The 24,997-nt window shown below is 67.1% G+C and carries 28 protein-coding genes; 15 read left to right on the top strand and 13 right to left on the bottom strand.

Annotated features, from left to right (window positions below; translation table 11 throughout):
• Positions 1-3: 3 nt before the first annotated feature.
• Both U5914_RS07615 and U5914_RS07610 read right to left on the bottom strand, forming a co-directional pair.
• Entirely contained in the window at positions 4-774 is a 771-nt protein-coding gene (locus U5914_RS07615; protein WP_336135153.1) for a DUF1028 domain-containing protein, read from the bottom strand.
• A 99-nt stretch (positions 775-873) separates the two neighbouring features.
• Entirely contained in the window at positions 874-1,905 is a 1,032-nt protein-coding gene (locus tag U5914_RS07610) for a two-component system sensor histidine kinase NtrB (protein ID WP_336135152.1), read from the bottom strand.
• A 165-nt stretch (positions 1,906-2,070) separates the two neighbouring features.
• Between U5914_RS07610 and U5914_RS07605 the strand changes: the two genes are divergently transcribed.
• Genes U5914_RS07605 through U5914_RS07595 form a run of 3 tightly spaced genes read left to right on the top strand, consistent with a single transcriptional unit; the run spans position 2,071 to position 4,201 of the window.
• The gene (locus U5914_RS07605) at positions 2,071-2,424 is read left to right on the top strand and encodes a cell division protein SepF (protein ID WP_336135151.1); all 354 of its coding nucleotides are present in this window, start codon (positions 2,071-2,073) and stop codon (positions 2,422-2,424) included.
• Between the two features lie 59 nt (positions 2,425-2,483).
• Positions 2,484-3,431, top strand: a complete 948-nt coding sequence (locus U5914_RS07600) for an ABC transporter ATP-binding protein (protein ID WP_336135150.1) — start codon at positions 2,484-2,486, stop codon at positions 3,429-3,431.
• Positions 3,428-4,201 (top strand): ABC transporter permease, encoded by a 774-nt coding sequence (locus U5914_RS07595; RefSeq protein ID WP_336135149.1) that lies wholly within the window; start codon positions 3,428-3,430, stop codon positions 4,199-4,201. The genes U5914_RS07600 and U5914_RS07595 overlap by 4 nt, the downstream gene beginning before the upstream one ends.
• Before the next feature lie 9 nt (positions 4,202-4,210).
• On the opposite strand, the gene npdG is transcribed toward U5914_RS07595, so the two are convergent.
• A complete protein-coding gene (npdG, locus tag U5914_RS07590) occupies positions 4,211-4,879 on the bottom strand; it encodes an NADPH-dependent F420 reductase (protein ID WP_336135148.1) in 669 nt (222 codons plus the stop codon).
• A 155-nt stretch (positions 4,880-5,034) separates the two neighbouring features.
• Here npdG and U5914_RS07585 point away from each other — a divergent pair, with 155 nt between their 5' ends.
• From U5914_RS07585 to U5914_RS07560, 6 genes are all read left to right on the top strand, one after another.
• Positions 5,035-6,666: an ABC transporter substrate-binding protein gene (locus U5914_RS07585; protein WP_336135147.1), complete on the top strand. Its 1,632-nt coding sequence runs from the start codon at positions 5,035-5,037 to the stop codon at positions 6,664-6,666.
• A 105-nt stretch (positions 6,667-6,771) separates the two neighbouring features.
• A complete protein-coding gene (locus tag U5914_RS07580) occupies positions 6,772-7,761 on the top strand; it encodes an ABC transporter permease (protein ID WP_336135146.1) in 990 nt (329 codons plus the stop codon).
• Complete coding sequence (locus U5914_RS07575) at positions 7,761-8,819, top strand: ABC transporter permease (protein ID WP_336135145.1); 1,059 nt, start codon at positions 7,761-7,763, stop codon at positions 8,817-8,819. Before U5914_RS07580 ends, U5914_RS07575 begins: the two co-directional genes overlap by 1 nt.
• Position 8,820: 1 nt before the next feature.
• Positions 8,821-9,984, top strand: a complete 1,164-nt coding sequence (locus U5914_RS07570) for an ABC transporter ATP-binding protein (protein WP_336135144.1) — start codon at positions 8,821-8,823, stop codon at positions 9,982-9,984.
• Positions 9,977-11,311 carry an ABC transporter ATP-binding protein gene (locus U5914_RS07565; protein WP_336135143.1) on the top strand — a complete coding sequence of 445 codons (1,335 nt, stop codon included), beginning with the start codon at positions 9,977-9,979 and terminating at the stop codon, positions 11,309-11,311. Before U5914_RS07570 ends, U5914_RS07565 begins: the two co-directional genes overlap by 8 nt.
• A 59-nt stretch (positions 11,312-11,370) precedes the next feature.
• Positions 11,371-11,835, top strand: coding sequence for a DUF7529 family protein (locus U5914_RS07560; RefSeq protein WP_336135142.1), 465 nt, complete (start codon positions 11,371-11,373; stop codon positions 11,833-11,835).
• Here U5914_RS07560 and U5914_RS07555 read toward each other — a convergent pair.
• From U5914_RS07555 to U5914_RS07545, 3 genes are read right to left on the bottom strand one after another with little or no spacing between them, the layout of a single operon-like run.
• Complete coding sequence (locus U5914_RS07555) at positions 11,832-12,029, bottom strand: hypothetical protein (RefSeq protein WP_336135141.1); 198 nt, start codon at positions 12,027-12,029, stop codon at positions 11,832-11,834. The two genes, U5914_RS07560 and U5914_RS07555, sit on opposite strands and share 4 nt — an antisense overlap.
• Positions 12,026-12,895, bottom strand: a complete 870-nt coding sequence (locus tag U5914_RS07550) for a TIGR01548 family HAD-type hydrolase (protein WP_336135140.1) — start codon at positions 12,893-12,895, stop codon at positions 12,026-12,028. Before U5914_RS07550 ends, U5914_RS07555 begins: the two co-directional genes overlap by 4 nt.
• Entirely contained in the window at positions 12,892-13,281 is a 390-nt protein-coding gene (locus U5914_RS07545; protein ID WP_336135139.1) for a UPF0146 family protein, read from the bottom strand. Before U5914_RS07545 ends, U5914_RS07550 begins: the two co-directional genes overlap by 4 nt.
• A gap of 39 nt (positions 13,282-13,320) precedes the next feature.
• On the opposite strand from U5914_RS07545, the gene U5914_RS07540 reads away from it, so the two are divergent.
• The gene (locus tag U5914_RS07540) at positions 13,321-13,842 is read left to right on the top strand and encodes an archaemetzincin family Zn-dependent metalloprotease (RefSeq protein ID WP_336135138.1); all 522 of its coding nucleotides are present in this window, start codon (positions 13,321-13,323) and stop codon (positions 13,840-13,842) included.
• A 22-nt stretch (positions 13,843-13,864) separates the two neighbouring features.
• Here the strand turns inward: U5914_RS07540 and U5914_RS07535 are convergent, their stop codons facing one another.
• Both U5914_RS07535 and U5914_RS07530 read right to left on the bottom strand, forming a co-directional pair.
• Entirely contained in the window at positions 13,865-14,290 is a 426-nt protein-coding gene (locus U5914_RS07535; protein ID WP_336135137.1) for a hypothetical protein, read from the bottom strand.
• A gap of 84 nt (positions 14,291-14,374) precedes the next feature.
• Positions 14,375-15,148 (bottom strand): PHP domain-containing protein, encoded by a 774-nt coding sequence (locus tag U5914_RS07530; RefSeq protein WP_336135136.1) that lies wholly within the window; start codon positions 15,146-15,148, stop codon positions 14,375-14,377.
• Positions 15,149-15,201: 53 nt separating this feature from the next.
• Here U5914_RS07530 and U5914_RS07525 point away from each other — a divergent pair, with 53 nt between their 5' ends.
• The 3 genes from U5914_RS07525 (at position 15,202) to U5914_RS07515 (ending at position 17,273) form a co-directional block, all read left to right on the top strand.
• Positions 15,202-16,113: a cobalamin-binding protein gene (locus U5914_RS07525; protein WP_336135135.1), complete on the top strand. Its 912-nt coding sequence runs from the start codon at positions 15,202-15,204 to the stop codon at positions 16,111-16,113.
• 1 nt (position 16,114) lies between these two features.
• The gene (locus U5914_RS07520) at positions 16,115-16,537 is read left to right on the top strand and encodes a desampylase (protein ID WP_336135134.1); all 423 of its coding nucleotides are present in this window, start codon (positions 16,115-16,117) and stop codon (positions 16,535-16,537) included.
• A 91-nt stretch (positions 16,538-16,628) separates the two neighbouring features.
• Positions 16,629-17,273 carry an HVO_2922 family protein gene (locus tag U5914_RS07515; RefSeq protein WP_336135133.1) on the top strand — a complete coding sequence of 215 codons (645 nt, stop codon included), beginning with the start codon at positions 16,629-16,631 and terminating at the stop codon, positions 17,271-17,273.
• 16 nt (positions 17,274-17,289) lie between these two features.
• Here the strand turns inward: U5914_RS07515 and ubaA are convergent, their stop codons facing one another.
• Together ubaA and U5914_RS07505 are read right to left on the bottom strand one after the other, a co-directional pair.
• A complete protein-coding gene (gene ubaA, locus U5914_RS07510) occupies positions 17,290-18,105 on the bottom strand; it encodes an SAMP-activating enzyme E1 (protein ID WP_336135132.1) in 816 nt (271 codons plus the stop codon).
• A gap of 60 nt (positions 18,106-18,165) precedes the next feature.
• Complete coding sequence (locus U5914_RS07505; protein WP_336135131.1) at positions 18,166-18,864, bottom strand: DUF2238 domain-containing protein; 699 nt, start codon at positions 18,862-18,864, stop codon at positions 18,166-18,168.
• Positions 18,865-19,059: 195 nt separating this feature from the next.
• On the opposite strand from U5914_RS07505, the gene U5914_RS07500 reads away from it, so the two are divergent.
• Positions 19,060-22,212, top strand: a complete 3,153-nt coding sequence (locus U5914_RS07500) for a S8 family serine peptidase (protein WP_336135130.1) — start codon at positions 19,060-19,062, stop codon at positions 22,210-22,212.
• A gap of 215 nt (positions 22,213-22,427) precedes the next feature.
• Here U5914_RS07500 and U5914_RS07495 read toward each other — a convergent pair whose 3' ends face one another.
• From U5914_RS07495 to U5914_RS07485, 3 genes are all read right to left on the bottom strand, one after another.
• Positions 22,428-23,171, bottom strand: a complete 744-nt coding sequence (locus U5914_RS07495; protein WP_336135129.1) for a halocyanin domain-containing protein — start codon at positions 23,169-23,171, stop codon at positions 22,428-22,430.
• 70 nt (positions 23,172-23,241) lie between these two features.
• Complete coding sequence (gene msrB / locus U5914_RS07490; protein ID WP_336135128.1) at positions 23,242-23,640, bottom strand: peptide-methionine (R)-S-oxide reductase MsrB; 399 nt, start codon at positions 23,638-23,640, stop codon at positions 23,242-23,244.
• Between the two features lie 39 nt (positions 23,641-23,679).
• Positions 23,680-24,732 carry a sensor histidine kinase gene (locus tag U5914_RS07485; protein ID WP_336135127.1) on the bottom strand — a complete coding sequence of 351 codons (1,053 nt, stop codon included), beginning with the start codon at positions 24,730-24,732 and terminating at the stop codon, positions 23,680-23,682.
• A gap of 80 nt (positions 24,733-24,812) precedes the next feature.
• Between U5914_RS07485 and U5914_RS07480 the strand changes: the two genes are divergently transcribed.
• On the top strand, positions 24,813-24,992 hold the full coding sequence (locus U5914_RS07480; RefSeq protein WP_178289786.1) for a hypothetical protein: 180 nt from the start codon (positions 24,813-24,815) through the stop codon (positions 24,990-24,992).
• Positions 24,993-24,997 lie beyond the last annotated feature (5 nt).

The following is a 24,997-nucleotide window of genomic DNA, read 5'->3' as shown; positions in this document are numbered from 1 at the left end:
GCCTTAGTCTTCGGCGGCGCCAGCCATATCGTCCTCGTCGTAGGCGTCCTCGTAGAGGTCCATCGCGTCCTCGTGGCCCTGTACGGCCGTCTCGTAGGTCTCCCGGAGGTCCTCGATGGGCGTCTCGGTGGCGTCGATGCGGAGGTCGTTGTAGGCGGGGTCCAGCGCGAATTCCTCGGTGGATTCGACCAGCAGCGCGGCGCTCTGGACGGGCAGTTCCTCCCGTTTGTCGCCGCCCTCCTCGTGGCCGGCTTCGAGGGCGTCGACCAGTCGTTTGGCAAGCGGCTCATCGCGGTCGCCCGTCTCGCGGTTCCCTTCGGTCTCCGCTCGACTGTCCGCGCCGCGTGGCGGCGCGCTCTTCTCGTAGCTGTCGACGACCGCGTCGATGACTTCCTCGCCGGTCAGGAGGTTGCCGGCGACCGTAAAGGAGCCGCCGTCGTGGTGGCCGTACCACGGCTTGCACTCCTCGCCGGAGAAGACGAACGAGCCCTCGCTGTCGACGCCGTGGAGCTGGCAGTTCTCCGCGCCGTCGTCGGCATTTAAAAGCGACTGGAGGGCGTCCTCGACGGCCAGTCCGTCGTCGATGTACTCGATGCCCTTCTCTCCCAACTCGACGTTGACGAGGCTCTGGGTGGCGACGGCACCGTTCTCGCTGATAAATGGACAGAGCGTGCCGACGCCGGCCAGTCGGGTGGTGACCGCGACGCCGAAGCGGGTCTGTTCGTCGCCGTCGTCGTCCTCGTATTCCTCGCGAACGCAGATGCTGAAGGTCATACCCGAGGGTCGGTGCGGCGATACCAAAAACAACCGGTCCGGGGGCGGTGTGGCCGCTGCTCGGGCGGTGGCGGGAGCGGAGGTGGCTCCACGGCGGCCCTACCGTCGGTCGATGCCGGCGAACTCGAAGCGTGCGCCGCGTTCCGTTTCTGTGGCCTCGACCGTCCAGCCGTGGGCGTTCGCTATTCGCTGGACGATAGCGAGGCCGTAGCCGGTGCCCTCCGGCCGCGTGGAGGCGCCGCGCTCGAAGGGGTCTTCGAGGTCGTCGGCCAGTCCGGGACCGTCGTCCTCGATGTAGAACCCGTCGTCGGTGCGGTCGACCCGAACCGTCACGTCCGCGCCAGCGTGGTCGACGGCGTTGCGGAGGACGTTGGCGAACAGTTCCCGGAGGCCGCTGCGGTCGGCCTCGACGACGCCCAGTTCGGCCTCGATTTCGAGTTCGGCATCGGGCGTCAGAACTTCCTGCCACGCGGTTCGGAGGGCCTCCTCCAGCGAGATGGGTTCGGTTTCGCCGACGAATCCGCTGTCGCGGGAGCGGGCCAGTACGTCCTCGATGAGTTCCTCCATGCGGTCCAGCGCGTCGGCCACCTCGTCGAGTTCGGGCACGTCGTGGGCCTCGCGGGCGAGTTCGGTGTAGCCTCTCGCCACCGACAGCGGGTTCCGGATGTCGTGAGAGAGGACCTCGGCGAACTCGTCGAGGCGCTCGTTTCGCTCCCGAAGGACGTCCTCGTGTCGCTTCCGTTCGCTGATGTCGCGGATGATGCCCGTGAAGTACCGCTCGCCGTCGTGTTCGTGCTCCCGGAGGCTGATGAGCGTCGGCACCTCGTGGCCCTCCTTGTGGAGTGCGGGCAGTTCGATGCCGTCCCAGTCGATGTGTCGCTCGCCGGTCTCGACGTAGGCCTGGAGGCCTTCGGCGTGGACCGGCCGCAGTCGCTCGGGGATGATTCGCATCTTCGAGCTGCCGACGAGTTCCGACGGGGAATACCCGAGAATCTCCTCGACGGCCGGGTTCGCATACACGATGCGGCTCTCCGTGTCGATGGTGAGCATCCCCTCGGAGGCGTTCTCGACGAGGGTCCGATAGAACGACTCGGTCCCGAACGGTACCTCGTCTCGGTCCGGTTCCGTCACTTGCCTACCGAACCTACGAGCGTACCGGGTATATATATTCTGTCAAATAGGTCTCCCGCGATGGATTCGGGCCACAGCCGTCCGCCCGGTTTCGTTCCGGTGGTGGCACGCGGCGGCGACCGCACGGACGTAAGACCTATGCCGCCAGACGCCGCTGTCGCAGGTATGGGTCTCATGAGTAAACTCCTCGGCGGCGATTCCCACAGCGCCGAGGACTACGTCGAACTCGACATCGACGATTTCGACGCCGACGCCGGCACCGCCAGTATGCAGGTACACTTCGCCGAAATCAGCGAAAGCGGCGACGTCGTCGATATCAAGGACGCCGTCTACGACGGCGACGTCGTCATCGCCGACATCACCCGGCATACGACGACCGACCGGACGATGGAGCACATCTCGGACGAACTCAAGCAGGTCGCCAACGAGGTCGGCGGCGATATCGTCCAGAAGGAGGACGACCAGATCGTCATCACCCCCGGCGGCGTCGGCATCGCGCGGTCCAAGCTCGGTCGGTAAGGGCACTCGTAGCATTCGCCTTCAGCAGTCTTAACCGGCCGAATCGACTCCGTTTCGGTATGGAACCAGCGATACGTGCTGACGACCTCCGGAAGTCATACGGCGACGTCCGGGCGCTCGACGGGCTCTCCTTCGAAGTCGAGCGCGGGGAGTTCTTCGGCCTGCTCGGTCCGAACGGGGCCGGCAAAACGACCTTCATCAACATCCTCGTCGGCCTCGTCCGCAAGGACGGCGGCACCGCCGAGGTCTTCGGATTCGACGTCGAAGAGGACTATCGAGAGGCACGGGACCGCATCGGCCTCGCACCACAGGAGTTCAACGTCGACCGCTTCTTCCCGATTCACGAGGTACTCGAACACAAAGCCGGCTACCACGGCGTTCCCGCCGATGAGGCCGCCGAACGGGCCGAGGAGGCCCTCAAGACCGTCGGCATCTACGACAAGCGCGATACCCGCTTCGACTGGCTCTCCGGCGGGATGAAGCGCCGGTTCCTCCTCGCGCGTGCGCTCGTCACCGACCCCGACCTGCTCATCCTCGACGAACCGACCGCGGGCGTCGACGTCCAACTCCGTCGGGACCTCTGGGGCGTCATCGAACGCCTCAACGCCGAGGGGACGACCATCCTCCTGACGACCCACTACATCGAGGAGGCCGAACGCCTCTGTGACCGCGTCGCCATCTGTGACTCGGGACAGGTCGTCGAGGTCGCCACGCCCGACGACCTCCGCTCGCGCGGGACCGACCAGCTCCACGTCACGCTGGCGAACCCGCCCGAATCGGTGCCCGACATCAAAGTCGACGACGTCATCGAATATCGCGTCGAGGACGACGGCCTGCTCGTCACTGCCGGCGGCGGCCGCAGCGTCGCGCCCGACCTCCTGCGGGAACTCGAAGCCGCCGGCTACGAGGTGCTCGACCTCGACATCCGGCGGGCCTCCCTCGAAGAGGTCTTCGTCGACATGACCCGGCCCGGCGAGGAAGCCGAGGAACTGGAGGTGCTCCAATGAGCACGTCCGTCTTCGGCGTCGGCTTCCGGTCGCTGTTGAAGCGCGAAATCCTGCGGTTCATCCGCCGCCCCCGGAACACGTTCCTCCCGCCCGCGATTACGAACGTCCTCTACTTCGCCGTCTTCGGCGTCATCTTGGGCCAGCGCATCGACGACATCGCCGGCTTCGACTACCTGCTCTTCATCCTGCCCGGCCTCGTCGTGCTGGGCGCCATCGGCAACGCCTTCGAAAACTCGTCGTTCTCGATTTTCCACGGCCGATGGAACGAGTACATCCACGAGACACTGACCTCGCCGCTGTCCTATTCGTCGATGGTGCTGGCCTACATCCTCGCGGCGGCGCTTCGCGGCATCATCGTCGGCCTCATCATCGTCGCCATCGGTCTCGTCTTTACGTCGGTGCCCGTCAGACAGCCGTTCTTCCTCGTGGCGTTCATGGTCGTCGTCCCCCTGCTGTTCGCCTCGCTGGGCGTCATCGGCGGCCTCGTCGCCGAGGACTTCGACGACCTGACGGTGATGAACCAGTTCATCCTCCGGCCGCTGGTCTTCTTCGGCGCCGTCTTCTACTCGCTGGAGGTCCTGCCGGGCATCTACCAGACGCTGTCGCTGCTGAACCCGATGGTGTACATGGTCAACGGCGTCCGCTACGGCTTCCTCGGCTTCGAGGAGGTCGACCCCGTGCTCTCGCTGGGCGTGCTGTCGGGGTTGACCGCCGGCGTCATCCTGCTGGACATCTACCTATTTAAAAAGGGATACGGCCTCATCGACTGACGACCCCGGTTACTGGAACTTCACACCGAGGTCGTGCATCCTCTCGTTTTCCGAGGCGACGTTGATGAGCAGCGGCGTGATGGACTCGACTTCGGGCGCGTTGGCCAGTCCGCCGACGTCCAGCGGGCGTAGGCCCTCTATCTCCCGGGCGAGGTCCGAGACGATGCCCTTGGCGTCCTCGTCCTCGCCGAAGACGAGGGTGTCCCACTCGAAGTCGTGGTCGAGGTCGGCGAGGCCGCCGGCCGGCAGGTTGTGGAAGGCGCCCACCAGCGGCACGTCGTCGGGTTTGGCGTCGGCGGCCAGCGCGGCGACGCTGCCGGCGCCGGGGCGGTTGTAGTGGAAGCCGTCGTCGTCCCGTTTCATGCCGACGGCGGGGGAGACGAGGATGGTCTCGTCGTCGAGGCGGTCGGCGATGGCCTCGACGGTGTCGACCAGATGGTAGGCCGGAACCGCCAGTACGACCACGTCGGCGCGGTCGGCAGCCATCGCGTTCTCGAAGCCCTTGATTGTCGTTTCGGTCCCCCGGCTTTCGAGTTCCGTCACGTACTCCTCGGCCTTCGTGCGGGCCCGTTCGGGGTCACGAGAGCCGATGAGTATCTCGTGGCTGCTGTCGTAGCCCCACCGGAGGGCCAGTCCCTGTCCGATATCGCCGGTTCCGCCGAGTAGTGCGATTCGCATACACGGATATCACCCTTCCGGGGGTTAACCGTTGTGCGAGCGGAGATGGTTGCCGTCGAGCGAGGTGTCCGGTCGGCGACGGGGTTCCCTGTATTGCCGCAAACCGGAGCTATTTATCACCAAAGTATATGTAAGGGTTGCCCGATAGACGGTGTATGTCACGCGACGACGTAAATCGACGGACGTTCCTCCAATACGGTGGCGCCGCCGCCGCGACGGCGGCCAGCGTCGGTCTGGCTGGCTGTGGTGACAGCGGCAACGGCAACGGTAACGGAAACGGCAATGGCAACGGCGGTGGCGAGACGGATACGCCCACCGAGGGCGCCGAGGCGCAACTGCGGGAGTACGACGGCGAACTCCCCGAGGACCCCACCCGCGAGGAGGTTCTCCAGCACGCCAACGGCCTGTCCAACGAACTGGCGCCGTGGGTCTTCCTCCACCAGCAGTACAGCATCTACGGCGTCAACAACGACATCGAGTGGACCGCCCGCGCCGACGAGGACATCAACGTCAAGGAGATGTCCACCGAACGGGACGAAATCACGATTACGCAGGGGCAACTCGCGCCCACGCTGGACCCCGTCGGCGACAACAGCACGTCGACCTACAACGTCATCGACCAGGGATACGAGCCCTTCCTCTACCGGGACCGTGAGGGCCGTCCCATCGAACTCATCGTCACCGACTGGGAGCGGACCGGCGACCAGGAGATTCGCCTGACGATTCGGGACGACGTCACCTTCCACAACGGCGACGGGATGACCGCCGAGGACGTGGCCTACTCCATCAACCGGGCCAACGACCCGAACGTCAGTGAGGTTGCGTCGACCATCGGTGACATCAACGAGGCCAGCGAGGTCGACGGCGACGTCGTCCTCGATTTGAACTCCATCGAACCCGCCATCTTCCGGAACCTCACGGCCTTCGGCCGGGTCGTCGAGAAGAGCTGGGTCGAGGACAACGACGGCGAAATCGCCGACGTGATGAACGGCACCGGCCCCTACGAACTCGACGAGTTCGTCGACGACACGCGCGTCGCCTACACGAAGTTCGACAGCTACTGGGGCGAGGAGCCGGACCCGCAGTCGGTCACCTTCACCGCGATTCCGGAGAACGGCCCCCGCGTCGACGCGCTCATCGCGGGCGATACCGACCACATCGTCAACGTCCGGCCCAACGACATCCCGGACGTACAGGAAGCCGAGGGCGTCCGCTACGAGGACACGCCGTCGACGCGGCTCATCTTCCTCGTGATGAACGACGCCTTCGAGCCGTTCGACAGTCTGGAGTTCCGACAGGCGATGAACTTCGCCGTCGACGTCCAGTCCATCATCGACAACATCCTCAACGAGTTCGGCGACCGGACGAGCCAGCCGACGCTGCCGGGCCACAACGGCCACAACTCGGATATCGACCCCTATCCGCACGACCCCGCCAACGCCGAGGCGCTCGTCGAGGAGAGCGGCTACGCCGGCGCCGAACTCGAACTGCACGTCCCGCGCGGCCGCTACCTCCGGGACGTCGACATCGCCGAGGCCTGCGCCAGCCAGATCGACGAACTGGAGAACGTCTCCTGTGAGGTCAACCGGCGGGACTTCCCCAACCTCGTGAGCGAACTCGTCGCCGACCAGAGCGAATCGCCCGCCTTCTTCCTCATCGGCTGGGGCAACCCGACGCTGGACGCCAACTACGCGATGGCGCCGTGGTTCACCGAGGGCGCCTTCCAGCACTTCAACAACCAGGAACTGGCCGACCTGCTCGAACAGGCCAACAACATCCCCGAATAACGCCTCCACTGGCCGGTTCGGGACCTCACTCCCGTCCTGACCAGTCGGTCGAATTCGGGGGAGAGCGGCGGTTTTTTATATCACCCCGGCAAGTCTTGCGACAGTATGGGGTTCGCGAAGTTCCTGCTCAAACGAATTCTCCAGGGCGTTCTCGTCATCTGGGGCGTCGTTACGGTCGTTTTCTTTCTGCGGTTCCTGACCCCCGGGGACCCGACCTCGGCGCTCGTGCCGCCCGATGCCGGCCAGGAGGTTCGAGACCGCCTCCGGGAGAACCTCGGGCTCGACGAACCGCTCTACGTCCAGTATTACGACTACCTCACCGACCTCGCGGTCGGTGATTTCGGCCAGTCGATGGCGATAGACCGCGAGGTGAGTTCGCTCATCCTCGCCCGCCTGCCGGCGACCATCGAACTCGCCGTCGCCTCGACCATCGTCGCCATCGTCATCGCCATCCCGCTCGGCGTCATCAGCGCCCGCCGCCGCCACGAACCCGTCGACTACGGCGCGACGCTGTTCTCGCTGTTCGGCATCTCGACGCCGAACTTCTGGCTCGGCGTCATGCTCATCATCTTCGTCGCCGTCCACGTGGACTTCCTGCCGACGACCGGCCGACAGATGGCGCTGTCGACGGCCGCGGCGGCGCTGGTCAGCGAGGGTTCGGTCTCCGAACTCGGCCGGTGGGCCGCCCAACTGGTACTGCCCTCTATCACGCTGGGGACGTACTTCACGGCGCTCATCACGCGACTGACCCGCAGCGGCATGCTCGAAGAGATAAACAAGGCCTACGTGAAGGCCTGCCGGGCGAAGGGACTGCCCGAGACGCTCACGCTTTATAAACACGTGCTCCGCAACACGCTCATCCCGATTATCACGGTGCTCGGCCTGCAACTGGGGACGCTCATCGGTGGCGCGGTCATCACCGAATCCATCTTCGCGTGGCCCGGCCTCGGCCGATTCCTCATCACGAGTATCAACAACCGCGACTGGACGTCGATTCAGGGGACCATCATCGTCATCGGCGCCGGCTTCGTGGTCATCAACATCGCCGTCGACGCGCTGTATGCGTACCTCGACCCGCGGGTGGTGACCGACTGATGGTGTCGGACCGCGTTCGACGGAGCCTCAAACGGGAGTTCAAGACCAGCCGGCTCGCCCAGTTGGGCGTCGCGCTCGTCCTCGTCATCTTCCTCGTGGCGACGTTCGCGCCCTTCCTGACGCTCCACAACCCGACGACGACCAATATCGGGACCGGCGGCGGCGAGGACCGCTCGGAGTTGCCGCCGCTCGGCTTCTCGTATACGCAGGAGCGAGTCACACCGAGCGGGAGCGAAACGGTCGAGATCGATGCCCGCACCGAGTACCCCCTCGGGACCAACGCGCTCGGGCAGGACATCTTCTCCCGACTGCTGTACGGCGCTCGGGTGTCGATGCTCGTCGGGATACTCGGGGCGCTGCTGGCGACGCTCATCGGCGTTCCCTACGGGCTGGCGGCCGGCTACTTCGGCGGTAACGTCGACGATACGTTGATGCGCGGCGCCGACGTGATGTTGGCGTTCCCGTCGCTCGTGCTCGCCATCGCGCTGGTCGGCGTCTTCAGGGAGACGGAGTTCCACACCGCGACGATACCCGACCCGTTCGTCTATGCGGCCCGGTCCGACGTCGTCCCGAACGTCGTGATTCCGCGGGCCGACCACGTCGCGAACATGCCCGCGGAGTTCACCTTCCCCGTGACGGTGACCCTCGTCGTCGCCCTCGTGAACTGGGTGTGGTTCGCCCGCGTCGCCCGCGGCGAGGCGATGAGCGTCCGCTCGGAGGAGTACATCAAGGCCGCGATAAGTTCCGGCGCCAGCGACCGGCGCATCCTCAGACAGCACGTTCTGCCGAACTCGCTGACGCCCATCATCGTGCTGGCGACGATTCAGGTCGCCGCCATCATCCTGCTGGAGTCGGCGCTTTCCTTCCTCGGCTTCTCGGGGACGGACCTCACGTGGGGCGCCGACATCGCCGACGGCCGCAGCGACCAGCGCTCCTACTGGTGGATAGCCACGATGCCCGGTCTCGCCATCGTGCTGGCGGTCATCGGCGTCAACCTCATCGGCGACTGGCTCCGGGACGCGCTGGACCCCTCCATCGAAGGGGAGGGAGGTGTCTGAGATGGCCGAGACGAAACTCCGCGTCGAGGACCTCTCGACCCGCTTTTTCACCGAGAGTGGGCAGGTCAACGCCGTCGACGGCGTCTCCTTCGACGTCGAGGACGGCGAGGTCTTCGGCATCGTCGGCGAATCCGGCTCCGGCAAGTCGGTGACGGCGCTGTCGATAATCGACCTCGTGGAATCGCCGGGCCGCATCACCGGCGGCGAGGTGTGGTTCCGGTCGCCGGAGATGGCCGACCGGGTGGCCGATGAGACCCCCGAGGCCGTCGACGGCGAGATGGTCGACCTCCGGCGAATCGACGAGAGCGAGCGCCGCGCCCTGCGGGGCACCGAGTTCTCGACCATCTTCCAGGACCCGATGAGCAGTTTCAACCCCTCGATTACCGTCGGCGAGCAGATCGCCGAGGCCGTCGAGGTCCAGCGCCGCGCGACGGCGAACCCGCGGTCGACCCGCTCGCGGACGCAGGGCTACGGACTGGCGAAGTTCGTCACCGACAGCGTGCTTCCCTCGCGGGATTACGTCGGCGAGGAATCCCATACCCGCGCGGTCGAACTGCTGGAGTTGGTCGGCATCCCCGACCCCGCCGAGCGGGCCGACGAGTACCCCCACCAGTTCTCCGGCGGGATGCTCCAGCGGGCGATGATAGCACAGGCGCTGGCCGGCGAACCGTCGGTGCTGGTCGCCGACGAACCGACGACCGCTCTCGACGTGACGATTCAGGCGCAGGTGCTGGACCTGCTGGACGACCTGCAGGAGGAGACGGGCATGACGACGGTGCTCATCACGCACAACCTCGGCGTCATCGCCCGGATGTGCGACCGGGTCGGCGTGATGTACGCCGGCGAACTCGTCGAGCGCGGCACCCTCGAGGACGTCTTCGAGGAGTCGGTCCACCCCTACACGCAGGGCCTTTTGGGGTCGATTCCGGACCTCGACGGCGAGGACGGCCGACTGACGCCCATCGAGGGCAACGTCCCGAGCCTCATGGACGAGGAGATGCCGGACCGTTGTTACTTCGCCGACCGGTGTCCGAAGGCGATGGAGGCGTGTCTCGACAAGCCGCCCGAGTTCGACGTCGACGACGACCACGCGACGATGTGCTATCTCGCGGAGATGGACCACACCGCTGCCAACGCGCTTCCGGAGGGGTACTTCGATGAGTAGCGACCACACGAACCCGACGGCCGGCGACCCGCTATTGCGAGTCCGGAACCTGGAGAAGCACTTCGATACCGATGACTCGATTCTGGACCGACTACTCGGCGATACGACCGATCCGGTCCGGGCCGTCGACGGTATCTCCTTCGACATCCACCAGGGCGAGACGCTCGGACTGGTCGGCGAATCCGGCTGTGGGAAATCGACCACGGGCGAGACGGTCCTCCAGTTGCTGGAGCCGACCGCCGGCACCGTCGAGTACGACGGTACCGACCTCGTCGAAAGCGAGGACCTCACCGAGTTCCGGCGGCGGGCCGGCGTCGTCTTTCAGGACCCCTACTCGAGTCTCGACCCCCGCATGACCGTCGGCGCGTCCATCCGCCAACCGCTGGACATCCACGACTGGCCGTGGCCCGACAGCGACGTCGACCGGGAAGGCCGCTCCGACGAGGAACTGCGCCGCGAGCGGGTCGCCGACCTCATGGAGCGGGTCGGCCTCTCGGCGGACCAACTGGACCGCTATCCCGGCGAGTTCTCCGGCGGCCAGCGACAGCGCGTCGGCATCGCCCGCGCGCTCGCCTTGGACCCCGACTTCCTCGTGTTGGACGAACCGACCAGCGCCCTCGACGTGAGCGTGCAGGCGCAGGTGCTCAACCTGCTTGCGGACCTGCAGGACGACTTCGACCTCACCTACCTCTTTATCAGTCACGACCTCTCGGTCATCCGGCACATCTGCGACCGCGTGGCCGTGATGTATCTCGGCGAACTCGTCGAGGTCGCCGGAACGGACGAACTCTTCGCGAACCCACAGCACCCCTACACCGAGGCGCTGCTGGATAGCGTTCCCCGCGCGTCGACCGACGAAAAACGGCGGGATATCGACCCGCTGTCCGGTGACGTGCCCTCGCCGCGGGACCCACCCTCCGGCTGTCGGTTCCGCACCCGGTGTCCGAAGGTCATCCCGCCGGCCAATCTCAACATCTCACAGAGGGCCTATCGCGCGGTCATGGACGTGCGGGGCCGCATCGAGAGCCGCGATATCAGCCTCGGCGAGATTCGGGACGACGCCGAGGAAAACGTCGCCGCGGCGCTGGCCGACCGCCTGCTCCCCGACGATATCGACCTGCCCGAACGGGAGCGACAGCACCTCCATTCGGCCTTCGAATCGCTGGCCGACGGCGAGTGGGACGACGCGGCCGAGCAACTCGCCGAGCGCTACCGGAGCATCTGCGAGACCCACGCGCCCGAGGGCGACCGTGCGGCGTGTCACCTCACCGGCCTCCCCGAGGGCGTCAATCCCAGAACCGTCGACCGCGTCGAAACCCGGGAGTAAGCGCCCGAAACGGCCCCCATGACCGGGGTGTTTTTGCCGTTCGATGCCCGCTACCCGATATGAACTCCCAATCGCCGCCGCCCGTCGTCGCCGACCGCTGGCAGGAACTGATGGACGACGCCGAGGCGACCGAAGCCGAGTACAACGAGGAGGGCTATCGGACGCTGCTGATTCGGCCGGGTGATGTGACGCCGCTGACGAACGTCCCGTTCGGACTCGACGTGCTGGCGCCCGGCGACGAGTTCGAGGCGCTGGAATCGCTCGTCGAGGGGGCCACCTTCGATACCTCACACGTCTACCGCAACGAGGAGGGCGGCGCTCGCTTCCTCATCGTCGTCGTCGAGGGAACCGACGCCGACGGCGAGGACGTGGCCGTCGTCGTTCCGGCGTTTCTCGACCTCGCGGAATCCGACTCGCTGGAGGAACGCGCGACCGACGCCGGCGTGATGTACACCCACGTCCGGCCGCTTTCGGACGACAGTCGGGTGACCTTCACCCACGAGGACCCCGGCCTCTTCTTCTAGCGCCAGCCGCGTTTCACGGGGCGGAACGACAGCAGGAAGCGACCGAAGACGACCGCAAGCGGCAGCGCGACGAGCGCGCCCAGAGCGAGGAGAAGGTCCGTCGATTCGGGCCGCGACACGCCGGCGTAGACGGACGCGGACCCGACACACGCGAGAATCCCGACGACCCACACGAGGAGGCGTTCGGCGTTCATGGGCTATCGAGCAGGGTCGGCAGGTCGTTGATGCTGTCGATGATGACGTCGGCGCCGACCTCGCGGTACTTCCGCTGGCCCTTCTCGCCGGTCAACCCGCCGGTCAGGACGCCGACGCCGTAGTACTCCCGCTCGGGGTCGGCCTCGGCGGCGTTGTTCGCGGTGTGGATGTCGTCCAGCGTGTCGCCGACGAACGCGAGGCTGTCGGCGTCGAAGGCGTCCGCGAGGTCCAACAGCGCGCGAGGATGGGGTTTGCCCTCCTCCCAGTCGTCCATCGTGAAGCGATGCTCGTCGGGGATATCGAGGCCGACCCGTTCCAGCGCGATGTCGGCCTCGGCGGCGGGCCGGCCGGTGACGACGCCGAGGGGCCACGCTTCCAGTGCCTCCCGCGTCTCCGGCGACAGCAGCACGGGTTCGTCGTGGATGAACCCCTCCGTATCGAGGTCCGGTTCGCCGCCCTCCAACTCGCGGTAGAGGTCGCTGCCGAGGTAGAGTTGCTGGAAGACGTCCCGCAGGCGCTCTCGGTCCCATTCGCTGAGAATCTGCTCGCGGGAGGCGGGGTCCAGTTCGTCGGCGACGGCGGTCTGGGCGGCCTCGGGGCCGCCGCCGGAGGCCGCGATGAGCCCCGCGTACGTCTCGATGCTCAGGCCGGGTTTCTCGCGGCGCGCGAGCACGTACAGCGCCGCCGCGTAGGTCAACTCCCAGTCGTTGTTGAACCCGCCGGCGTTCTTGAACAGTTGGATGTCGTCCTTCTCGATGGTCTCGCCGTAGACGTGCTCTATCGACTCCACGATGGCCCGTCGGTAGGAGTCCGCCACGTCGACCAGTACGCCGTCGATGTCCAGAATAACCGCGTCTACGTTCATAGTTTGGCTCGGAATACGGTCTGGTTGCCCACCGTCTCTGGCGCCGCCGCGACCACGGCGGGGTCCCCACCCAGCGTTGTAAACAGGCAATCCGCGTCCGCCGTCCGCGCGGCGTCGACCAGCGGCCGCTGTAACTCCGGCGGACAGCGCAGCGCGTACACCGCCTCGGCGCCGCGGTAGACGCTCGCCTCGGGGTCGGTCACGTCGTCACGAACGAACCGCACACCCGCCGGTACGTCCCGGTCGTGGACGTCGGTCGCGGTGACCGAACACCCGCGTTCGGCCAGCCGTGCCGCGATATCCGGGCGGTTCCCGACGCCGACTTCGACCACCTCGTCGTACCGGGCCAGCCGGTCGACGAGTCCCGCGTTGGACTGGGTGTGCACGTCGGGATGTTTATGAACAGCGGTATCTAACGTTTTCCCATGCACGTCGACATCGTGCCGGTCGGCGACATCCCCGCAGTGGTCAAGCGGGAAGCCTCTAGCGCCCTGCGGTCCGTCTACGATTGTGACGTCACGATTCACGACACCCGGCCCATCCCCGACGGCGCCTACGACCCGGCACGAGAACAGTACCGCGCAGAGGAGTTCATCGAACTCGCCGGCCGCGTCGGCAGCGGCGAGAAAAACATCGCCATCACCGACAACGACCTCTACTACCGGCGACGCAACTACGTCTTCGGGCTGGCCTACCTCTCCGGCAACGGGTCGGTCATCTCGACGTACCGCCTCCAGACCTCCTCGGACGGCGGCTTCTCGAACAAGTCGGCCAGCGACATCTTCTCGGACCGGGTCCGGAAGGAGGTCGTCCACGAAATCGGCCACACCCTCGGCCTCGAACACTGCGACAACTCCCGGTGTGTCATGAACTTCTCGCCGACCGTCCGCGAGGTGGACGTCAAAGAGGAGAACCTCTGTGGGAGCTGTCAGCGACTCGTTTTATAAACCCGCCTCTCGCGTGCTCGGGCTACACTCCACACTCGCTGCCGCCGAACTCGATATCGCCGCCGTCCGGCGAGTGAATATATAAGAAGAAGTTGTTCTCCGACCCCTCACGTCGGTTGCAGGTCACCTCGTAGCTCCCGCGGTACTCCTCGCCGTCGAGACGCACTCGGGCGTCGATGATGTCCCTGTTTTTCACCTGCGTTATGATTTCCAGATACACGCCGGGCGGGTCATCGCGGTCGGGGCCGTTTGCGGCGATATCGAACCGGCCGTTGACGAGTTCCTCGTCGTCGTTCTTCTGGAGCAGGAGTTCCGCCGTGTACGTCCGCTCTCGCCAGTTGGTGATGCCGAAGTGAAACGGCCCCGGGTCTTCCAGCAGGGACGAACACCCGGCCGTCAGCGCGAACCCTCCGCTCCCCACCGTCGTGAGAAACGCTCGTCGGTTCATGGCGACCTCTCGTGGCGGCCCGGAAATAAACGCCCGCGAAAGTCAAACCGCGATTGGTCCTTCGCCGGCCGCCGGTCGCGGGCGTTACAGGTTCAATTCCGTCGTTTCGAGCCCGTGGGCGGCCGCGAACTTCTCCAGTTCCTCGGTGCGCTCGACGACCTCCTCGGGCGTGTGGCCGTCGGTGCTGAGGACGAACTCGAGGTCGTAGCTCTCGAGAACCTCCATGAAGTCGGGACCGGGGTGGAACTCGCCGTACTCACCGAGGATGCGCCCGGCGTTGATTTCGAGGTGGGTGCGGGAGTTCTCGGCGGCCTCGGCGACCCGATGGAAGTGGTCCTCCGTGGCGTAATCCCGGAGGGCGGGGTTCCGCTCCACGAGGTCGACGTGGGCGGCGATATCGAACAGTTCCGACTCGATGAGCGCGACCGCCTCGCCGTAGAACTCGTCGACGAGGGCGGCTTTCTCCGCGTCGTCCTTCTTCGCGAAGTAGGGTTCGACGTGGACGTTCATCCCGTCGAGGTGGTGGACGCTGCCGATGGCGTACTCGAAGTCGGCCTCGTCGAGGAACTCGGCGATGGCGTCGATGTCGCGGGAGTCGAAATCCATCTCGACGCCGTCGAAGACGGTGAGATCGAACCGCTCGTTCATCGCGTCGATGGCCTCGCGGCGGCGCTCGTAGGTCATATCGAGGTTGAACCCGAGCGCCGCCTTGGCGCGCTGCTGTGGTGCCCGGGTGGAGACGTTACAGTGGTCGGCGAAGCCGAGGCCTTCGAGGTCGGCCCGCTCGGCGGCCTCGCACATCGACCACATGAAGCGGCCGTCCGAATACGTCGAGTGGGTGTGGTAGTCGACGCGCACAGGTGGTGGTCGCGCCGGGGTCCCTTTAATTCGCTGGCGAACGAAGGGTGGGTATGCGCGTCGTCTCCCTGCTGCCCTCGGCGACCGAGATCGTCTATGCGCTCGGCGTCGAACCGGTGGCGACCTCCCACGAATGCGACTACCCGCCCGCGGCGGCCGACCGCCCCAGCGTCGTCGACTCCCGAATCGATGCCGACGCCTCCAGCGGCGATATCGACCAGCAGGTCCAGCAGGCCGAAACCGAGGGCGGCGTCTACGAAATCGACCGCGAGGCGCTCGCCGAGGCCGACCCCGACCTCGTCATCTCACAGGGCATCTGCGAGGTCTGTGCGGTCGATACGGTCGTCGTCGAGGAGGCCATCGCGGAGTTGGGCCTCGATTGCGAACTCCTGACGACGGACCCGCACAGCCTCGCGGACATCTTCGACGACGTCCGGCGCATCGGCGAGGCGCTGGGCCGCGCCGACCGGGCCGATGAACTCGTGTCCGACCTGCAGGCCCGCGTCGACCGCGTCGCCGACCGGGCCGCCGAGTCGCCCGTCCGTCCCGAGGTGGCCGTCCTCGACTGGCTGGACCCGGCGATGGTCGCCGGCCACTGGGTGCCCGAACTGGTCGAACTCGCGGGCGGAAACTACGGCCTCGCCGACCCCGGCGACGCCTCGACGCCTCGGGAGTGGGCCGAGATTCGAGAGTACGACCCCGACATCCTCGTCGCCGCACCCTGCGGGTTCGAACTCGACCAGACCTTCGCGAACCTCGCGGACCTGACCGACCGCGAGGGCTGGCGCCAACTCCGGGCCGTGCGGATGAATCGCGCCTACGCGATGGACGGCCACCACCTCGTGAACCGCCCCGGCCCCCGGGTCGTCGACACGCTGGAGGCGCTCGCAGCGCTCGTTCAGCCCGAGAGCTTCGACGTGCCCGAGGAGTGGATGGCCGCCTCGCTGGCGAAACACCCCGCCTGAGATGCTGAAACTGCCCGCCGCGGTCCGAGACGAAGCCGTCGCCCACGCGAGAGACGGCGCCCCCGAGGAGGTCGTCGGCGTACTCGCCGGCCGCCGCGGCGAGGACCGCTCGACCGTCGAGCGGATTTATAAGGCCACGAACGCCGCGGAGACGCCCGAGACGCGCTACGAGATCGCACCCGCGGCGGAGTTGGACCTGCTGGAGCGAATCGACGAGGCGGGCCTCGACGTGGTCGGCTTCTATCACTCCCATCCGCGCGGTCCCGCCGGTCCCAGCGAGACGGACGCCCGACTGGCGGCGTGGCCCGGCCACTCCTACGTCGTCGTCTCGCTGGCGGGCGACGACGCCGACCTCGGGAGTTGGCGCTGGACGGGCGAGACCTTCGAGCGGGAGGCCGTCGACGTAATCGCGTCCGGCGGGTAGCCGCGGCCGGGGTCGGTCGCCGTCCCGTGTCGTTCGTTGGCACGTTATTCGAACACATACAGTTAACCGGCGTTCGCCCCAAGACGGTCGTATGTCCGACGAGACGATTCACGAGTCGAAGCGCCCGCGGAGTCGCCGAAGTATCGCCACCTATCTCCGCCGTATCGCCGACGCGCTCGGTCGCGGCGAACGGGTCCCGGTCGACGACGAGGGGCAGGTGGCCGTCGACCCGCCGGCCGAACCGAACATGGACGTCGAACTCGAACGGGGCGAAGACACCATCAGCCTCGGACTCGAACTGGAGTGGCCGGCGGCGGATGGCGCCGTCGACACCGACGCCGACACGAGCAAGGCGACCTTCGAACTCTACGAGGACTCGGTCGGCGAGTACCGCTGGCGGCTCCGCCACCGCAACGGCAACATCATCGCCGACTCCGGGGAGGGCTACGCCGCCAGAGGGGGCGCCGAGGGCGGCATCGAGAGCGTCAAGGCCAACGCCCCCGGCGCCTTCCTCGACGACCAGTCGACCGACGACGAGATACCCACCGAGGGCGGCAGCGACGCGACCTTCGAACTCTACGAGGACTCGGCCGGCGAGTATCGCTGGCGACTCCGCCACGACAACGGCAACATCATCGCCGACAGCGGACAGGGCTACTCGTCGAAGCAGAAGGCCAAACAGGGGCTTCGGAGCGTCCGCCGGAACGCGCCCGGCGCACCCGTCGAGGAGGAATAAGCGAAGACGCCGGCACCTACTGAATCGCGCAGGTGGACTCGTAGCTCACGTCGTGAATCGACTCGATGCCGCCCTCGCTACAGACGGGGCAGTCGGGTCTGGGTTCGACCGCGATCTCCTCGAAGGTCATGTCGGCGGCGTCGTAGAAGAGCATTCGACCGTCGAGCGTCTCGCCGTATCCGAGGACGAGTTTGACGGCTTCGGTCGCCTGAATACAACCGACCGTGCCCGGCAGGACGCCCAGCACGCCCGCGGTCGCACAGTCGGGGACGGTGCCGGGTTCGGGCGCTTCGGGGAAGAGACACCGATAGCAGGGGCCGCCCTCGTTGGCCTCGAAGGTGGTAATCTGCCCCTCGAACCGGAGGATGGCGCCGTGGGCGAAGGGCACGCCCGCGAGCGTGCAGGCGTCGTTGACGAGATACCGCGTCGCGAAGTTGTCCGAGCCGTCGACGACGACGTCGTAGTCGTCGAGGAACTCGTGGATGTTGCTCGAATCCAGCCGCGTCTCGTGGGTTTCGACGGTCACGTCGGGGTTGAGGTCGGCGACGAACTCGGCGGCGGATTCGACCTTCGGCCGCCCCACGTCGGCGTCGGCGTGGATGGTCTGCCGCTGGAGATTCGACCGCTCGACGACGTCGTCGTCGACGATGCCGAGCGTCCCGACGCCCGCGGCGGCGAGATACTGGATGATAGGCGAGCCGAGCCCGCCCGCCCCGATACAGAGCACGCGCGAATCGAGGAGCTTCTTCTGGCCCTCCGGCCCCACGTCGTCCATGATGATGTGTCGGGAGTAGCGGTCGAGTTGGTCCGCATCCAGCGACAGGTCGGTCATGTCCGCTCATAGCGGCCGAACCCATAAATCACCGCCGGGTGTGCGGGTCCGGACGCGTAGCTACGCGGCGGCCTCGTATAACACGACCAGCGCCAGCAGGACGCCCCCGACGACGACCACGACGCCGCCCCCCAGAAGGAGCGTTGTCGTCACGCGGGGGAACCGCTCGGCGGCGGGGACGAGAATCCCGACGTCGAAGGCGACGACCGCCAGCGCGCCGACGATGTCGAACACGAGGTCGAGGGCGGTGTCGCGCCACCCGTAGTAGACGAGCACCGGTTCGACGTCGTACCGCTCGCCGGCCGCCCGGGCGACCAGTTCGCCCAACTCCCACACGATACCGACGACGAACGTGAAGAAGACGGTCAGGCCACCGACCGCCGCCGTCGAGAGTTCCACCACGTCCGCGTGCTGGCCGGCGACGACGAGGCCGGAGTAGACCAGCGCGGCGACCAACGCCCCGGCCATCGTATGGGTCAGATGGTCCCACCACCAGACCGTGTCGTAGGGCCCGAGCATCCCATAGGAGTGGAGACACCCGACCGCCGCGAGCCAGAACGGCAGCGCCGGAGCCACCCCGACGCGCTGGCCGGTTCGGAGCCAGACGGCGCCCTCGACCAGCAACGGGACGACCGCGACGACGAACGAGAAGACCGCGTTCACGACGGCCGGAATATTGTCCTGCCTGTACGCTCGCAGGAGTATCAGGAGGGTTCCGACGAGGAAGGCGGCCGTCCCGCCGAGTAGCAACTCGGACATCACCTACTTGTCGATGAGCGGCAAGCGGCTTATAAATACAGCCCGTACGCCGGCACAGCGCCGACCGACGGTTACCCGACGCCGAGTCGCCCCGTATCAGCCCTTCTCCGTAACGTTTGGACGGTTTTGCCACCGCCGTTTGGACGGTTTTGTCAGAATCCCTTTTGAGTGATACCCGGTACGCGAGGGTACGCTATGAGTGGACAGCAGAACGACGACAGCACCGATTTCTCCCGGCGGACGTTCATGAAGGCGTCCGGTGCCCTGGCCGGTGCCGGACTGCTCGGGACGGGTGCCGCCGGCTCGGCCGCCGCGGATATGGGCCCGCTCGACGACCGCCTCCTGAACTGGCGGGTCGCCGAGGCGAAGAAGGTCTGGGAGAAGGGCTACCGTGGCCGCCCCGACCGAACGCTCGGGCTGACCGACTCCGGGGTCGCCGCCCGCCATCCCGACCTCGGACCGTGGAACGGCGCTCGACTCGCCCCCGACGGGGAGGGTGGTCTCGACGTCCAGAGCGTCGAGAAGGTCGAAACTGAGGTTCCGGTTACCGACGCGAAAACGTTCGATTCGGTCTCCTTCAGCGGGCAGAACGCCGGTGCCGGAGCCGTCGGGCTGACGAACCAGACCGAGACGTTCGAACTCCCGTCTCAGGACGGCGAGGACGTCGTCGGTCACGGTATCTCGGCGACCCTGACGTGGAACGCGGACACGCCCGAGGCACAGGCCGCGAGCGTCGAGGCGACCCTCCAGCGGCAGACCGGCGACGGCTTCACCGACGTCGCGAGTTTCGGCCCGGACGGGCTAACCGTCGCCAGCAGCAACGAACACGAACTCGACGTCGAGGTGCCGGCCGACGAGACCTACCGATTCGAGGTCACCACGTGGCGGGCAGTCGCCTCGTGGGAGGTCACCGCCGACCTCCAGACGCTCCTCGACACCGGCGAGACGGAGACGGACACCGTCGTCGAGTTCGGCGACTTCGACGGGACGCTGCTTCCGGACGAGATCACCGACTTCACGACGGAGACGCCGAAGACGGTCGCGTGGTACAGCGAGACGACCCGATACGGTGCCTTCGACATCCCGCGCGACCAGAACGGCCACGGCACCCACGTCTCGGGCATCATGACCGCGACCGGCCGGGCGTCGACTGTCGACCCCGAACGAACGGACATCCACGAGGAGAACGCGACGGTCCTGCCGACCGACTTCCTCGAATACGAGGTCACCGCTCGCGCCGGCACGAGCGTCTTCGCCAGCGCCATCGGCGAGGGCGTCGTCGTCGAAATCGTCCACGACGGTGACACAATTCATCAGTCGCCCCTCCGCTTCGACTCGATGATCGCCGACGCACCGACCGTCCACGAGGAGGGCGAGGATACCTACACGATTCGTGTCAAACCCGCCGAGACCGATGCTGCAGTTCCCATCGCCGAGCAGGCACAGGCCGGGAACCCGCTCATCGGACGCCTCGAACAGATCGCCGTCGGTGCGTACAAGCACCCCGCGGAGACGACCGGCGACCGGACCACGCTCGACGAGGCCGACGACGAAAACGAGACGACGGTCCACGGCGGCGTCGCGCCGAACTTCAGTCTCGCCGGGTTTCAGGGGCTCGGCGACCCCGCAGAGGACCTCGGCGGCTTCGCCGAGGACGCTGCGGACCTGCTCAACATGCGCGCGGTCAACATGTCGTGGGGGCCGCTGCTCGGCGCGCCCGTGAGCGCGTTCGGTGCCGTTCCCAGCACGGCGCCGGCCATCCGCAGCATGGCCGACGCGGGCATCCTCACCGTCGCGGCGGCTGGTAACTCCTGGACGCCGGCCAACGGCAACGGCGAACCGGCCGCCGTCGGCGAGGCCATCTCGGTCGTCGCGACCGACCCCTTCGACGGCATCACCGGCTACTCCTCCGGCGGCATCGGCCAACTCAACGAGAATCAGGACGGCTTCGACTTCAAGCCGGACGTGACCGCGCCGGGCGGCGACATCAAACCCGACGCCTTCGCGACCATCGTCCTCGGCCTGCCGGGCGCGCTCGCGCCGGTCGACGTGCCCGGCGTCGGCACCCCGACGCCCGACAACGTCGAGTTGGTGCGTGCGACCGCCAACCCCGACCCCGACGCCGACGTCACGCCGGTCGCCGACGCGGATAGCAACGACCTCGACGTCCCGCGCGACCACCGCTCCATCGGCGGCACCTCGATGGCCAGTCCCTACGTCTGTGGCGTCACCGGGCTGGTCGCACAGGCGATGGAGGAGGACGCTCCCGACGCCATCGCCCTGCCGGAACCCGGTACCGAGGAGATGGGCCACGAGGAGACGATGCGACTGAAGCAGACCGTCCTCTCGACGGCGTCGACGACGACCTTCACCGCCGCGCCGTACCACAACGCCAAACTGGTCCCGAGTCCCGCCGCCTACACCCACGGCGAGCGGGACCCCTACGAGGGCTACGGCCGCGTCAATCCCGACGCCGCCGTCGACGCGGTCACCCGTGACCTGCTCGGGGAGGTCGACCTCGGCGACGACCCCACGAGCGTCACCCACGAGGAGACGGTCGGCCTCGACGTGCCCTTCGATTCGCGGGCCGTCGCGGGCTACGTGCAGGTGCCCGGCGGCGAGTTGACCGCCTCCGTCCAGTTCGATTCCTACGGCGGCGGCAACGCCGGCATGGCGAAGGACGACCCGCACATCGACCTGTTCGTCTACGACGCGGAGAACCCGACCGATGTCGGCGAACCCAATATCGTCACCAGCGCCGTGGGCGAGGGCGGGACGGCCGAGGTCTCGGTCAGCATCGACCGCGGCACTCGCGAGGCCCCCACCGAGCGGACGCTGTTCGTCGTCGCCAAACTCGTCAACGTCCCCGGCGTCGTCAACGGGTTCGACGTGCAGGCGGACTTCGATTTCGGCATCGAGTTCACGCCCGCCGACGCGTTCCCACAGCCGACTTTCGCGGCCGCTGGGTCCCGTCAGGTCGACAGCAGCGTCGTGACGGGAACGCAGGCCAACCGCGTCGAACTCACCGTCTCGAACCTCGACGGCGACGCGGTCGTCCGCGACCAGTTCCCGCCAGAATGGGACCTCCTGCCGTGGGGTGAGGGGGAGGCAGTCGAAGGCGAAGACGGCGTCGTCACCTTCGGCCGCCTTGACGACGCCGCAGTCGACGGTGACGACGAGTCGGTCACCTTTACCTACTTCGTGGAGGCGCCCGACGGCGTCGAGAACTCCGACCTCGGGACCTACGGCCCCGCCATCGCGCTTCCGGATGCCGCCGACGAGTACAGCAACGCCGAGGCCGAATTCGCCGGGCAGGACGACGTGGTCGCCGTCGGCCTCAGCACCTGACCGCGCTCGCTGTCCACTCTCGTTCTTCGCGCGGCCGGCTTTCGACGCACCCGCTGCTCGTGATTTCTTTTCGGTGATTTCGGCCCCGCCTCGTTCGTGACGGCTAGCCTACGATTCCGTTGGGGTAGCCGTCGTGTTCGGTGGCGTCGTTCGGGCCCATCGGCACCGCAGTATAGCGAGCGAGACGGTCCCCGAACGCTTCCGGAGCGTTCCGATTAGACCCCTTCGTCCTGCATGTTCCGGTACATGAGGAAGATGAGGCCGAACGGCGACAGGAACGCGATGACGGCCGCGAGACCGTAGAGCGCGATGATGTCGCTGTCGACGCGGAACGCCGGGGGTTGGTCCTCGTTGCTGCCGCCGCCGGACCCGCCGTCGGAGCCGTCGCCACCATCGGAGCCGCCGTTTTCGCCGCCGTCGCTTCCACCGTCACCGCCGTCGCCCGACCCGCCGCCGGACCCGCCGACGACGGTTTCGCCTTCACTGATATCGGGCGTGCCTTCGCCGCTGCCGACGGTGACGGCGCCTTTCATCCCCTGTCCGCGGTGGGGTTCGCAGACGTACGTCGAGATGCCGTCGCTCTCGAAGGTGACCTCGTAGGTGGTGCCGGACTCGCCGGTGAGTTCGCTCTTGTAGCGCTCGCCGGTCTCCTTCTCGGCGACGTTGTGGAAGCCCTGGTCCCACTCCCAGACGACGGTCGTGCCGGGGTCGACGTGAATCGCCGCCGGGCCGAACACGAGGTCGCCGCCGGGGCCGACGGTCACGACGACCTCGTCCTCGCCGGTCCGGTCGACGGTGCCCTCGAAGTTCGGCACGCCGTCGAACCAGCCGCCGTAGTCGAATTCCTCCTGTGCGTAGGCCGTCGACGCCGCCGACGACGCTGCGACCGCCGCTGCCGCGCCCGCCCCCGCGCGGAACAGTCCGCGACGGCTCAGGCCGGCCGAGTCGTTGGAAGTCATTGTCGGAGTTAGCGTGGGGCCTTATATCAGGATTGTCACTTCGTCTCGGGAGATGGGACCCAGCGATGGGTCACTCCTCGTCGAACTCCAGGGCGACGGAGTTCATGCAGAACCGCTTGCCCGTCGGGTCCGGTCCGTCGTCGAAGACGTGGCCGAGGTGGCCGCCACACTCCGCACAGACGACTTCGGTCCGGACCATCCCGTGGCTGCGGTCCTCGCGCAACTCGACGGCGCCCTCCTTGGCGTCGTAGAAGGAGGGCCACCCGGAGTTGGTGTCGTATTTGGTCTCGGAGTCGAACAGGTCGGCGCCACAGCCGGCACAGCGGTAGACGCCGTCGTCGTCCTTGCCGAGGTAGTCGCCAGAGAACTTCGGTTCGGTGCCCTGCTCGCGGAGGACTTCGTATTCCTCGTCGGTCAGGACCTCGCGCCACTCCTCGTCGGTCTCGGGAAGTTCGTGGGTGTCGGCCATACGCTCGCTTGGGGCGCCAGCGGTTTCCCCGTTGCGGCGCTACTCGGTATCGAGTGGGGGCTCCTCGGCCTCGTTCGCGGGGAGTTCGGGGCGGGTTCGGGCGACGAAGCGGGCGCCGCCGCTTTCGGCGGTCTCGACGTCGACCGCCCAGCCGTGGGCCCGGACGATGGTTCGGACGATGGCGAGTCCGAGGCCCGTCCCGCCGCGTTCGCTGTGGCCGAACTCGAAGATGCCTGCCCGCTCGTCGGGCGGGATGCCGGGGCCGTCGTCCTCGATGTAGAAGCCGTCGTCGGTGGTGCCGACCCGGACGGTGGCGTCGACGCCCGCGTGCTCGATGGCATTTCGAAAGAGGTTCTCGAAGACGTTTTCGAGCAGGCCCGGCACGCACCTGAGCGTCATCGTCGACTCGACGTCGAGCGTCGCCTCGTAGGTCGCGACGGAATCCCACGCCGATTCGGCGAGGGTTCGCAGGTCTGCCGTCGTCCGGTCGTCGATTTCGCGGCCCGCCTTCACGAACGCCAGCGCGTCCTCGATTATCTCCTCCATCCGGTCGAGGGCGGTCTGTAACTCCTCGAGGGCGTGCTCGTCGCGGCCCTCCTCGAGGATGTCGGCCCACCCCTTGGCGACCGAAAGCGGGTTCCGGAGGTCGTGGCTGAGGATGCTCGTCAGCGTCTCCAGTTCCCGGTTGCGCCGCTGGACGGTTATCTCCGAGACCTTCCGGCCCGTGATGTCGAGATGGGCGACGATGACGGCGGCCCCGGGAACGTCGACCTGCCCGGTATACAGCAGGAACCAGTGTTTCTCGTCCGGCGAGTGGCAGGGATACTCCAGTCGGAAGGAGTCGCGGTCGCCCTCGATGACCGCGCGGATACCGGCCGCCGCCGCGGTGGCGAAGGGGTCGCCGGTCGCGGCGTCGCAGGTCTCGAGGTAGTTCTGTCCGACGGAATCGGGCGGGCCCTGAAGGCCGTTGAACTGGCCGAACTCCGCCCACGAGTCGTTCGTCACACACACCTCGCCGTCGGCGTCGAGGAGGGCGACGCTGAAATCGAACCCGTCGAGGAGGCGTTCGAGTTCTGGCGCGACCGTTTCCATGCCGGGGGTTGCCCGCCGGAGGGCAAGTAAGTTCGCCCGTCGCCGCAAGGACAAAGTTGGCTCCCACGAAGGTGTCGTGTATGCGCGACGAATCCGACATCCGCGAGCGCATCGCGGAACTGGAATCCCAGTACGACGACTACGACCCGCCGTCCTCGGAGTTCGAGGACACCGCCGAAGTGGCCATCCTCCGGGCCATCGAGGAACTCGAATGGGTCCTCGAAGAGTACGACGAATCCGCCGGTTTCACGACCTCGTAGGCCGC

Origin of the sequence: Natronomonas amylolytica, assembly GCF_037031205.1 — an archaeon.
GTDB classification, from domain to species: Archaea; Halobacteriota; Halobacteria; order Halobacteriales; family Haloarculaceae; genus Natronomonas; species Natronomonas amylolytica.
The sequence above is the reverse complement of the archived record's forward strand: the minus strand, read 5'-3'. Positions and strand labels throughout refer to the sequence as shown.

Bases quoted from the DNA above. Each gene is read 5' to 3' on its own strand.
- U5914_RS07615 (WP_336135153.1), bottom strand. From the start codon at position 774: ATGACCTTCAGCATCTGCGTTCGCGAGGAATACGAGGACGACGACGGC.
- U5914_RS07605 (WP_336135151.1), top strand. From the start codon at position 2,071: ATGGGTCTCATGAGTAAACTCCTCGGCGGCGATTCCCACAGCGCCGAG.
- U5914_RS07600 (WP_336135150.1), top strand. From the start codon at position 2,484: ATGGAACCAGCGATACGTGCTGACGACCTCCGGAAGTCATACGGCGAC.
- U5914_RS07595 (WP_336135149.1), top strand. From the start codon at position 3,428: ATGAGCACGTCCGTCTTCGGCGTCGGCTTCCGGTCGCTGTTGAAGCGC.
- npdG (WP_336135148.1), bottom strand. From the start codon at position 4,879: ATGCGAATCGCACTACTCGGCGGAACCGGCGATATCGGACAGGGACTG.
- U5914_RS07585 (WP_336135147.1), top strand. From the start codon at position 5,035: ATGTCACGCGACGACGTAAATCGACGGACGTTCCTCCAATACGGTGGC.
- U5914_RS07580 (WP_336135146.1), top strand. From the start codon at position 6,772: ATGGGGTTCGCGAAGTTCCTGCTCAAACGAATTCTCCAGGGCGTTCTC.
- U5914_RS07575 (WP_336135145.1), top strand. From the start codon at position 7,761: ATGGTGTCGGACCGCGTTCGACGGAGCCTCAAACGGGAGTTCAAGACC.
- U5914_RS07570 (WP_336135144.1), top strand. From the start codon at position 8,821: ATGGCCGAGACGAAACTCCGCGTCGAGGACCTCTCGACCCGCTTTTTC.
- U5914_RS07565 (WP_336135143.1), top strand. From the start codon at position 9,977: ATGAGTAGCGACCACACGAACCCGACGGCCGGCGACCCGCTATTGCGA.
- U5914_RS07560 (WP_336135142.1), top strand. From the start codon at position 11,371: ATGAACTCCCAATCGCCGCCGCCCGTCGTCGCCGACCGCTGGCAGGAA.
- U5914_RS07555 (WP_336135141.1), bottom strand. From the start codon at position 12,029: ATGAACGCCGAACGCCTCCTCGTGTGGGTCGTCGGGATTCTCGCGTGT.
- U5914_RS07550 (WP_336135140.1), bottom strand. From the start codon at position 12,895: ATGAACGTAGACGCGGTTATTCTGGACATCGACGGCGTACTGGTCGAC.
- U5914_RS07540 (WP_336135138.1), top strand. From the start codon at position 13,321: ATGCACGTCGACATCGTGCCGGTCGGCGACATCCCCGCAGTGGTCAAG.
- U5914_RS07535 (WP_336135137.1), bottom strand. From the start codon at position 14,290: ATGAACCGACGAGCGTTTCTCACGACGGTGGGGAGCGGAGGGTTCGCG.
- U5914_RS07525 (WP_336135135.1), top strand. From the start codon at position 15,202: ATGCGCGTCGTCTCCCTGCTGCCCTCGGCGACCGAGATCGTCTATGCG.
- U5914_RS07520 (WP_336135134.1), top strand. From the start codon at position 16,115: ATGCTGAAACTGCCCGCCGCGGTCCGAGACGAAGCCGTCGCCCACGCG.
- U5914_RS07515 (WP_336135133.1), top strand. From the start codon at position 16,629: ATGTCCGACGAGACGATTCACGAGTCGAAGCGCCCGCGGAGTCGCCGA.
- ubaA (WP_336135132.1), bottom strand. From the start codon at position 18,105: ATGACCGACCTGTCGCTGGATGCGGACCAACTCGACCGCTACTCCCGA.
- U5914_RS07505 (WP_336135131.1), bottom strand. From the start codon at position 18,864: ATGTCCGAGTTGCTACTCGGCGGGACGGCCGCCTTCCTCGTCGGAACC.
- U5914_RS07500 (WP_336135130.1), top strand. From the start codon at position 19,060: ATGAGTGGACAGCAGAACGACGACAGCACCGATTTCTCCCGGCGGACG.
- U5914_RS07495 (WP_336135129.1), bottom strand. From the start codon at position 23,171: ATGACTTCCAACGACTCGGCCGGCCTGAGCCGTCGCGGACTGTTCCGC.
- msrB (WP_336135128.1), bottom strand. From the start codon at position 23,640: ATGGCCGACACCCACGAACTTCCCGAGACCGACGAGGAGTGGCGCGAG.
- U5914_RS07485 (WP_336135127.1), bottom strand. From the start codon at position 24,732: ATGGAAACGGTCGCGCCAGAACTCGAACGCCTCCTCGACGGGTTCGAT.
- U5914_RS07480 (WP_178289786.1), top strand. From the start codon at position 24,813: ATGCGCGACGAATCCGACATCCGCGAGCGCATCGCGGAACTGGAATCC.